Below are 9,572 nucleotides of genomic sequence, written 5' to 3'. Positions count from 1 at the left end.
GGGCCGCGTAATAAACGGTGGTCAGTTCGGCGAGCTGCAGGCTGCGCGCGGCGTTGTAGTAGCAGAGCCACGCAGCAAGCGTGAAGGCACTGCGCACCAGCATCGGCCGCACGATCGGCGAGCGCATCGTGTCGGCAAACAGCTGTCGTCCGCCGATCGCCGCGCACGCGCCCAGAATGGTGATGCTGCGGAAGAACATGATCTGCCAGACGCTCATGCCGACGACCAGCAGCTTGATCGAAGCATCCTGTGTCGAAAACAGCAGATAGGCCGCACCGGTCAGCAGGATGCCTGCAAGAACCCGCTCGCGTGTTTCGAGAATGGCGATATCGGCCATAAGGCGCGTGGGACCAAATTTGCCGGAGCGGCAGAAATGCTGTGAGGAGCGACACAAGGGAGCCGTGAATTCAACTCCCTTGGTACCAAGCTATACGGGCGAAAACCCCTGCGGCGCTACGCCAGTCCGGTGCTTATATTGGGGCACGGGTCCATGGCGAGCTGCACTGTCGCCAAGCCTACTGCGTCGCCTGATAAAGCTCCGAAGCGGCTTCTTTCAGCGCGCGCCGGCCGTCGGACCTGAAATACATCATGTGCCCGCCCTCGACGACATCGAGACGGATGGGCTTGGCATTGGCGAGCGACGGGATCTGGCTCACCAGGTAGCGCGAGGCGAGGTAAGGTGTCACCAGATCGGTGTAGCCGTTAACGATCACGACGCCGAGCGAAGGGTTCAGCGAGCGTGCGCGCTGCAGATCGTCCATCACCCCGGCATAGCCTTGCCGCGAGGCGCCGGTCCCGTAATCCCAATTGTGGCTGATTTCGCCATTGAGCAGCCGATAGCTGACATCGGTGCGAAAATGCAGTTCGTCGCTGATATAGCCGACGAATGCCGACGTCAGCGCCGGCACGCTGCGGTCGAGCACCGGATCCGGGCCGGCGATGCGGGCGCTCTCGGGCGCGATGTCGGCCGTGCCGATCGTGGCGTCATAGGGGCTGAGCACCTTGCCGCTGGCGCGGGCGAACTCCCTTGCGAACAGGCCGGTGGGGATGCGGGCGGAGTTCCGCTGCACCAGGTCGAGCGGCAGGCCGGTGATGTCAGCCACGCGTTGGCTGGCCAGCCGCCTGCCTTGCTCCAGTCCGCTGGTGATTGCCGTGAGGTAATCGCCCATCGCATAATGTTCGACGTCTGCCAGCTTCTCCCGCAACGCGTCGCCGCTGACGCCTTCGGCGCGCAGGCGCACCGCAGCCAGTGAAGGCAGTTCGAGCGCCCAATGCAGCGGCTCGAATTCGTCGGGCTGCACCAGCGTGAACTCCAGCGCCGGCGAGATCAGCACGATGCCGTTCGGACTGATGCCGATATCTTCCTGCAACGTCCTGGCGAGCAGCGCTGCGCGGAACCCGCCATAGCTTTCGCCGGCGAGGAACAGTGGCGACCCGGTGCGGCCGTTCTGCGCGAGATAGAGCCGGATGAAGGCGCCTATCGAGCTGGCATCCTGGTTTACGCCCCAGAAATCGCGCGTGTCCTGCCCCGGTGCCTCGCGGCTATAGCCTGTTCCCACCGGATCGACGAAGACGAGATCGGTCATGTCGAGCCAGCTGTCCGGATTGTCGATCAGTCTTTGCGGTGACGGCAGGAATTCGCCGTCGGCTCCCGTCGCGATTATCCGTGGACCGAGTGCGCCGATATGCAGATAGGCGGACGCTGCTCCAGGGCCGCCGTTGAACACGAAGGTGATCGGCCGCTGCTGGTCTTTGGCCCCGCTTGCCGGCGGCTCCAGTGTGTAGGCGACGTAGAAGATCTCCGCCGTGACGTCGCCCTTGCCCGATAGCAGCGACAGGGTCGCCGCCTTTGCCTGGTAATCCAGCTTGCGCCCGGCCAGCGTGATCGAATGGTTGGTGGTCTGCGGCGGCGGCAGCAGGGATAGCACGCCGCCCGAGGGCGCCGGCCGCTCCGCCGTTTCAGCCAGGACGGGCTGCGCCAGGACGGCGAGCATCGGCAGGATAAGGCAGATCAGTTTCAATTTGACCGGCATGATGGCTCCGCGACAACGACTCCCGCATAGGTATGGCCGAGAGGGTCGAAGTCAAAGGAAATGGCTGATTTGAACTTGCAACGGCTTGCGCTAGAGCCGGATGATTTCAGGTCGATCGACCTGAAATCTGAATCCGGCTCTAAATCAAACAGATGGAGCATGATGCCGTCCGAAAACCGCTTCACACTTTTCGGCATCATGCCTAGTATGAATTGGAATGCAGTCGAACCTTTCCCTCGATCAGTTTGGGCGCTGGAGCGGCGGTGTCGCCGCTGCGGCCGTTGCCGTGACACCCGAAGAATTGTCGGCTCGCTTCACGGCAGCGGCGAGCGAGTTGCTTGGCTCCGACCGCGCCTATGTCGGCTTTTACCGTCGCGACATCACATCCCTGACCATCGACGATGCCGGTCCCGATCGCTGGAACCGCGACTACGATGCACGACTGTATCGCCAGGATCCCTTCTTCCAGAGGTTCGCCAGCACAAGGCAGGATTTCCTGTTGCCGCTGTCGGCACTCCGCAATGGCGACTTCCAGCGGACTCCCTACTATCGCGAATTCTTCGGCCCTTCCGACAGTTTCGACGAGATCACCGGCGTGTTCAATCTCGACCGGCTGACCGCTGGCTATGTCACTTTTCTCAGGCGAAACGGGGCAGAACCGTTTGGCGAGCAGGATCTGGCGACGGCTTGCGCGGCAAGCAGCGCGACAAGGCTCATTTTGGAAAGATTGCTCCATCTGTGCCGCTTCCGGCACAAGGGCGCCGCAATCGGTGACGCTCGCTCGCGGCTGAGCAGGCGCGAGACCGAGATTGCGCGGCATCTGGTCGATGGTGGCAACGCCAAGACGATTTCGCGATGCCTCGCCATCTCGCCCGGGACCGTCCGCAACCACATCAAGCAGATCTATCGCAAGCTCGGTGTGCACTCCCAGGTCGAGTTGCTGGCGGCCATCCGCGAAGCCGCTTGAGCCTGACGGCTTCCGCCCGGCTCTGTCTTTTTGCTTTGACGCAATTCCCAAGGGAAAGCGCTACGCGCTTTTCCCGGGAAAACCGCTGCGCACTTTTTCTGGAATTGCTCTATTGTCCCGTCACGATGCGCGTCCACATGCGGTTTTGGGATCGCAGCAGCTTTGGGTCGTTGTTGTCCACCACGAACAGTTTGGCCTTCACGGCATCAGGCGGAAAGACGCCGGGGTCGCTGGCTATGGCCTTGTCCATCAGCGGCAGGGACTCCGGTATCGCATTGGCGTAGGAGACATAGCTGGAATTGGCCGCGGCGATATCGGGCCGCAGATTGAAGTTGATCCAGGCCTGGGCGTTGTCGGGATGCGGCGCATCTTTCGGTACCGCCATCGTATCGAAGTTGATGAGCGTGCCTTCTTTGGGGATGGAATAGGCGATCTCCAGCTTCTTCACGGATTCCGCCGCACGGGTCCTTGCCTGGAGTATGTCGCCCGACCAGCCCAACACCACACAGATGTCACCGTTGGCGAGGTCGTTGATGTATTTCGACGAATGGAAATAGCGGATGTAGGGCCGCACCTTGACCAGCAGGTCCTCGACCTTGGCGAGGTCGTCGGGACTGGTCGATTTGGGGTTGATGTGAAGGTAGTTCATCGCCATCGGGATGACTTCAGCCGGCGCATCGATGATAGCTACACCGCAATCGGACAGCTTCTTGACCACATCGACGTCGAAGACCATGGCGAAGGAATCTGTCGGCCCGTCCGGCAGCCGCTGCTTCACCGCAGCGACGTTGTAGCCAATGCCGTCGGTGACCGCCATATAGGGCACTGCATGCAGGTTCTGCGGGTCGGCGCCGGCGATCAGCGCGAGGGCTTGCGGATCGATCTTCGAGTGGTTGGCAAGCTTCGATTTGTCGAGTTCCAGGAAAGCCCCTGCTTTCACCTGGTTCTTGAGGAACGGATAGGCTGAAGGGTAGACCACGTCATATCCGGAGCCGCCGGTGAGCAGCTTGGTCTCAAGCACCTCGTTGCCGTCATAGACGTCGTAACGAACCTTGATTCCCGTTTCCTTCTCGAATTTCTCGGCCGTGTCCGGCGCGATGTAGTCGGACCAGTTGTAGACGTTGACGATCTTTTCCTCGTCCGCCGAAGCCGCATTTGCGCAGACGCCGCAGGCAAGCAGGGTTGAGAAGATCAGAGCGCGCATGAATGTCCTCCGTTTTCGCTATGTGTTCTCGGCATGCTCCGTCCCTCAACGTCGTTGCGGGGCATAGACCGGCAAGGTGATGCAGGCGACATTGCCGCCGCCCAGCAGGATCTCTCGCGAGTTTTCGATGCCGACTATTCGGTGGTCGGGAAACAGCTCGGCCAGCGTCCGCTTGGCCTTCACATCGAGATCGCAGCCGAACTGCGGCACCACCACGACGCTGTTGCCCGGATAGTAGTTGATGTAGCTCGCCGCGATCCGGTTTCCGGCCGGTCGCGCCCAGGTCGAATCCAGCCGGTCCACGCTGTCGCTTTCTTCCGGCGTCATCTCGATCGGCAAGGGATGGGGCAGCCGGTGAACTTCCAGCGCGCGGCCCTTCGCATCACGAGCCGAACGCAACACCGCCTCGGCTTCGCGCACGATCTCATATTGTGGGTCGTCCCGATTGTCGGTCCAGCTCAGCACGACCACGCCGGGGCGCACGAAGCAGCAGACGTCGTCGACATGGCCGTCGGTCTCGTCGAAGGCAAAGCCGCGTGGCAGCCAGATGACGGTGTCGACACCGAGATAGTCGCCAAGCTGGCGCTCCACCTCGGCCTTGCCGAGATGAGCGTTGCGATTTCGGTTGAGCAGGCATTGCTCCGTCGTGATGAGCGTGCCCTGACCGTCGCACTGCAACCCGCCACCCTCGGCGATCAGAGGTGCGCGGTAGCGATCCATGTTCTCGATTTCGAGCACTTTTTGCGCCGCAAGGTCATCCAGGTCCCATGGCGAATAGAGGCCGCCGTCAAAACCGCCATAGGCGTTGAAGATCCAATCGACGCCACGCACGTCGCCTTGATCGTTGACGACGAAGTTGGGACCGCTGTCGCGCAGCCAGGAATCATTGGTGGACATCTCCACGACACGCACATGGCCAGGCAATCGCGCTCGGGCATTCTGCCACTGGCGAGCAGAAGCCGCCACCGTCACCGGCTCGCTTTGCGCGATCGCCGCGGCGACATCGGCGAACAGTTTTTGCGCGGGCTTGGCGCCGAGGCGCCAGGTGTCCGGCCGCTCCGGCCAGATCATCCAGCAGCCTGACTTGGGTTCGAATTCGCCGGGCGCGCGAAACCCATCCTGTTTCGGCCTTGTCGAGAGGGTTCGAGGCATCGGGGACCGCCGGGAAATGGAGTGATGACTTGCCCGGATCAGACTTTTTTGGGACCTTGTCCGTCAATGTCCCATTTGGGATATCGGTGTAGGCGGCTGGCACCTGTTGCGGAATGGCATTGCCTTCCCAAGGTGATCGGCGCAAATCTTGACCGGACGGCGCATGCCGGTGACGCAAGCAGTCGACGAAAGGGGAAAGCGGATGGATGCGACCGAACTGAAGGCCATGCAGGCGCCGCTGAAGCAGGCCTATCGTGACGACGCTTCGCAGGCCATGATCACGCTTCGCGCCAAGGGCTCGATCGACGACCAGTCGGTTGCCTGCAAGGTGGAGACGGGCAGGGCGCTCGCCATCGCCGGCCTGCATCCGGCAACAGGCGGCTCAGGCCTTGAGCTCTGCTCGGGCGACATGCTGCTGGAGGCGTTGGTCGCCTGCGCCGGGGTGACGCTGAAGGCGGTGGCGACGGCGCTCGAGTTCAAACTCGGCGCCGCCGCGGTAGAGGCTGAAGGCGATCTCGATTTTCGCGGCACGCTCGGTGTCGCCAAGGATGCGCCGGTCGGCTTTCGCGCCATCCGGCTCAATTTCAACCTCGACACCGATGAGCCGCAGGAGCGGATAGACTCGCTACTAAAGCTGACCGAGCGTTATTGCGTGGTATTCCAGACCATCAGCCAGAAGCCGGAACTGACGGTCAGCGCACGCCGCTGACGCCTACTGTGCTGACGGTTCTTCGGCGTCACCCTCGTCGGTGAAGGGCGAGGCGCTCGGCACGCATTGCACCGACCAGCCGGCTGGTGTCGGCTGCTTCTGATATTCGGTGATGGCGGCGGTGCATTGTTCGCGCTTGTCGAAGGTGCTGGGCAGCACGACCATGCCGCCTTGCGGACCGGCGATTACCAGATACCAGACCAACGCTGCTGCGGTCGTAGCCATGGGGATTTCCTTGTTCTGCCAGTTGGGCGCTTGTTGTGGGAGTCGCGGTGACCCTACCAACTCCAAGGAAATGACGAAAGCATGACCGCCGCACAGCTTCCCGCCGTCTCATCACAGCCGCGTGATGTGACGGCGGGTTTCCCAGCCCGATTTCGAAGCGCAATCGGCTCAGTTGGTGGCAAAACAATAGAACAAGCCATCGCCCCCGGTGCCCTTCAGCGCCTCTTGGCTGCAGCCGCCGCGCGAGGCGTGCGAGGAATTCCAGGATTTGGCGGCTGCAGAATCGTCGAGGCCCGTGCGATCATGATGGCCCATCATCGCGGCGCCTTCCGCCCCGCTCATCGTCCAGTCGCCGCAGGTCTGGTCGGCGATCTTGGTGCCGTCGGGCTTGGAGCCGGTCAGCACGTCGTGGCGGTTCGGCGTGTCACCGCGGCCGTTGACCACTTCGCCTTTCTCGTTGAGCGCCGTCTGCTTGGTGATGCCGTTGGCATCGCTGTGCAACGAGGCGACGTCGTCAGCGATCTTGACGCCCTTGGCGTTCACCCACGGCCCCTTGCCGATACGGTCGCGGGCGTCGGTGTCGCTGGTCGACAGATAGGCGGCCCAACTCTTGCCGGTGACGCCGGCGGCTTCCGCCAGCGATGCGCAATGCGCGTCAGCACCCTTGAGGCCGCCGAGGTCGGCACCCTTGCCGGAACCGACACTGGTGACGAAGAAGCTCATCTTGGCATCTTGCGAGTAAGCGGCGCCCGCGGCTGCGATCAGGATGGCCGCGGTGGCGAGAAGCAGTTTGCGCATGGTGGTTCCTCCGGTTTGGGCTTCGACTACGTCGAAGAAACGTTTCCGGAGGCCTGTTTAATCCCTACGCATGTCGCTTAAAAGTGCGCAGCGGTTTTTGGGAAACCGACATGCGTCAAAAAAAAGGCTCAACTTTTATTCCGGCTGCCTATAGGCGACGAAGCGATTGTGCTTGGCCTGGAAGATCAATCCGGTCTCTTTCAGGTCCGGGCTGGCCAGCGGCACGATGCGTTTGGCGATCTCGGAGGGATGCGGCAACGTCTCGGGATCTTCGCCCGGCACTGCCTGGGCCCGCATGGCGGTGCGGGTGGCGCCGGGGTCAGCGGCGTTCACCCTGAGCGGCAGGCTCTGCGTCTCATGCGCCCAGGAGCGCATCATCGTCTCCACCGCGGCCTTGGATGCCGCGTAGGGTGCCCAGAAGGCGCGCGCCGAGTGCGCGGCGTTGGAAGACAGGATGATCGCGCGGCCAGCATCGGAGAGCCGCAGCAGAGGGTCGACCGAGCGGATCAGCCGCCAGGTCGAGGTGACGTTGATGGTCATCACCTTCTCGAAGGTTTTTGCTTCGACATGACCGATCGGCGAGATGACGCCGAGCACGCCGGCATTGGCGACGAGAATGTCGAGCTTGCCCCAGCGTTCGTGGATGGCGCCGCCCAGGCGGTCGATGCCGGCCATGTCGGCGAGGTCGAGCGGCACCAGTGTCGCCTGGCCGCCGGCCGCCTTGATCTGGTCGTCGAGCTCTTCCAGCCCGCCGACAGTACGAGCCACCGCAATGACATGCGCGCCGGCGGCAGCCAATTCCTTGGCAATGAAATAGCCGATGCCGCGCGAGGCGCCGGTGACGACCGCAACGCGGCCGGAAAGGTCGAGGGTCATGCGATGGATTCCGGGAATTGACTAACGCTGATGGCGGTCCGGCCTACGTCCCGCTTGTCGCCAGCAGCGACAGCGTGCGCACATTGTCGTGGCCTTCGAAGTCGAGCAGGCGGGTCGGGTACTGGCCGGTGAAGCAGGCATCGCAGAATTGCGGCTGGTCGTTGTCGCGGCTGGCCTCGCCGACCGCGCGGTAGAGCCCGTCAATGGTGAGGAAGCCAAGCGAATCGACGCGAATGAACTCGGCCATCTCCTCGATCGACATGCGCGACGCCAGGAGCTTCGATTTCTCCGGCGTGTCGACACCGTAGAAGCAGGAGGCGCGTGTCGGCGGTGAGGCGATGCGCATATGCACCTCCTTGGCGCCGGCGTCGCGCACCATCTGCACGATCTTCTGGCTGGTGGTGCCGCGCACGATGCTGTCGTCGACCAGAACCACGCGCTTGCCTTCGATCATGCGCCGGTTGGCATTGTGCTTCAGCTTGACGCCCATATGGCGGATCGAATCGCCCGGCTGGATGAAGGTGCGGCCGACATAATGATTGCGGATGATGCCGAGCTCGAAGGGAATGCCGGCCGCCTGGCTGAAGCCGATCGCCGCCGGCGTGCCCGAATCCGGCACCGGCACGACGATGTCGGCCTCGACCGGGCTTTCGACCGCCAGCTCGGCGCCGATACGCTTGCGCACCTCATAGACGTTGCGGCCTTCGACCGAGGAATCCGGCCGCGCGAAATAGACATATTCGAAGATGCAGAAGCGGGTCTTCTGCGGCTCGAAGGGGAACAGGCTCTCGATGCCCTTGGACGTGACGACGACCATCTCGCCGGGCTTCAGGTCGCGCACGAAACGCGCACCGATGATGTCGAGCGCGCAGGTTTCAGAGGCCAGGATCCAGGCGCCGTCGAGATCGCCCAGCACCAGCGGCCGGATGCCGAGCGGATCGCGGCAGCCGATCATCTTCTTGGCCGTCATCGCCACCAGGGAGAAAGCGCCCTCGACCTGCCGCACCGCATCGATGAAACGCGAGTTCAAATCGCGCTCCTTGCTGGTGGCGACGAGGTGCAAAAGCGTCTCGGTATCGGAGGTGGAGGAGAAGATCGCGCCTTGCTTCTGCAGCGCGCGCTGCACGGTCATGGCGTTGGTCAGATTGCCGTTGTGGGCGACGGCGAAACCGCCATCGGCCAATTCGGCGAAAAAGGGCTGGATGTTGCGCATGCCGGCGCCGCCCGTGGTGGCGTAGCGCGTATGGCCAATGGCGCGGTTGCCTTGCAGGCTGTCGATGACGCGCTGCTTGGTGAAGGTGTCGCCGATCAGGCCGACATGGCGTTCGACATGGAACTGGCTGCCGTCATAGGAAACGATGCCGGCCGCTTCCTGGCCGCGATGCTGCAGCGCATGCAGGCCCAATGTAACGATGGCCGCAGCGTCCTGCCGGCCGAAAATGCCGAACACACCGCATTCGTCGTGGAAATGGTCGTCGGCCTCGGCGGAAAGCACGTCGTCTGCGTCTGCCATCTTAAGCTCCGCTAAAATCGCCATATAATGCGGGTTCGCGCCGAAAGCAACGCGGGCCGTGCAGTCGTTCACACCATCGTCAGATCCTGACGCCG

Annotated in this window: 9 protein-coding genes and 1 pseudogene; 2 read left to right on the top strand and 8 right to left on the bottom strand. The window is 62.8% G+C overall.

All coding sequences use genetic code 11. The features are described 5' to 3' along the window. Window positions 1–337: pseudogene (locus tag ENZ74_RS11365) on the bottom strand (EamA/RhaT family transporter); the annotation flags it as partial. Between the two features lie 178 nt (window positions 338–515). Then, a complete protein-coding gene (locus tag ENZ74_RS11360; protein WP_013532536.1) occupies window positions 516–2,033 on the bottom strand; it encodes an alpha/beta hydrolase in 1,518 nt (505 codons plus the stop codon). 217 nt (window positions 2,034–2,250) lie between these two features. On the opposite strand from ENZ74_RS11360, the gene ENZ74_RS11355 reads away from it, so the two are divergent. After that, window positions 2,251–3,000 carry a LuxR family transcriptional regulator gene (locus tag ENZ74_RS11355; RefSeq protein WP_013532535.1) on the top strand — a complete coding sequence of 250 codons (750 nt, stop codon included), beginning with the start codon at window positions 2,251–2,253 and terminating at the stop codon, window positions 2,998–3,000. 109 nt (window positions 3,001–3,109) lie between these two features. Here ENZ74_RS11355 and ENZ74_RS11350 read toward each other — a convergent pair whose 3' ends face one another. Both ENZ74_RS11350 and aguA read right to left on the bottom strand, forming a co-directional pair. Continuing rightward, entirely contained in the window at window positions 3,110–4,204 is a 1,095-nt protein-coding gene (locus ENZ74_RS11350) for a polyamine ABC transporter substrate-binding protein (RefSeq protein WP_013532534.1), read from the bottom strand. 45 nt (window positions 4,205–4,249) lie between these two features. Beyond that, window positions 4,250–5,356: an agmatine deiminase gene (gene aguA, locus ENZ74_RS11345; RefSeq protein ID WP_013532533.1), complete on the bottom strand. Its 1,107-nt coding sequence runs from the start codon at window positions 5,354–5,356 to the stop codon at window positions 4,250–4,252. A gap of 202 nt (window positions 5,357–5,558) precedes the next feature. Between aguA and ENZ74_RS11340 the strand changes: the two genes are divergently transcribed. Further along, the gene (locus ENZ74_RS11340) at window positions 5,559–6,065 is read left to right on the top strand and encodes an OsmC family protein (protein WP_013532532.1); all 507 of its coding nucleotides are present in this window, start codon (window positions 5,559–5,561) and stop codon (window positions 6,063–6,065) included. Between the two features lie 3 nt (window positions 6,066–6,068). Here ENZ74_RS11340 and ENZ74_RS11335 read toward each other — a convergent pair whose 3' ends face one another. From ENZ74_RS11335 to purF, 4 genes are all read right to left on the bottom strand, one after another. Then, window positions 6,069–6,290, bottom strand: a complete 222-nt coding sequence (locus tag ENZ74_RS11335) for a hypothetical protein (RefSeq protein WP_013532531.1) — start codon at window positions 6,288–6,290, stop codon at window positions 6,069–6,071. Window positions 6,291–6,458: 168 nt separating this feature from the next. Beyond that, window positions 6,459–7,088: a hypothetical protein gene (locus ENZ74_RS11330; RefSeq protein WP_013532530.1), complete on the bottom strand. Its 630-nt coding sequence runs from the start codon at window positions 7,086–7,088 to the stop codon at window positions 6,459–6,461. A 135-nt stretch (window positions 7,089–7,223) separates the two neighbouring features. Further along, complete coding sequence (locus tag ENZ74_RS11325; protein WP_013532529.1) at window positions 7,224–7,964, bottom strand: SDR family NAD(P)-dependent oxidoreductase; 741 nt, start codon at window positions 7,962–7,964, stop codon at window positions 7,224–7,226. A gap of 43 nt (window positions 7,965–8,007) precedes the next feature. After that, window positions 8,008–9,477, bottom strand: a complete 1,470-nt coding sequence (gene purF / locus ENZ74_RS11320; RefSeq protein WP_013532528.1) for an amidophosphoribosyltransferase — start codon at window positions 9,475–9,477, stop codon at window positions 8,008–8,010. Window positions 9,478–9,572 lie beyond the last annotated feature (95 nt).

The organism is Mesorhizobium sp. M7A.F.Ca.CA.002.15.2.1 (assembly GCF_003998715.1).
GTDB classification, from domain to species: domain Bacteria; phylum Pseudomonadota; class Alphaproteobacteria; order Rhizobiales; family Rhizobiaceae; genus Mesorhizobium; species Mesorhizobium ciceri.
Note: the sequence above shows the minus strand (reverse complement) of the source record. Positions and strands in the feature narration are given on the sequence as shown.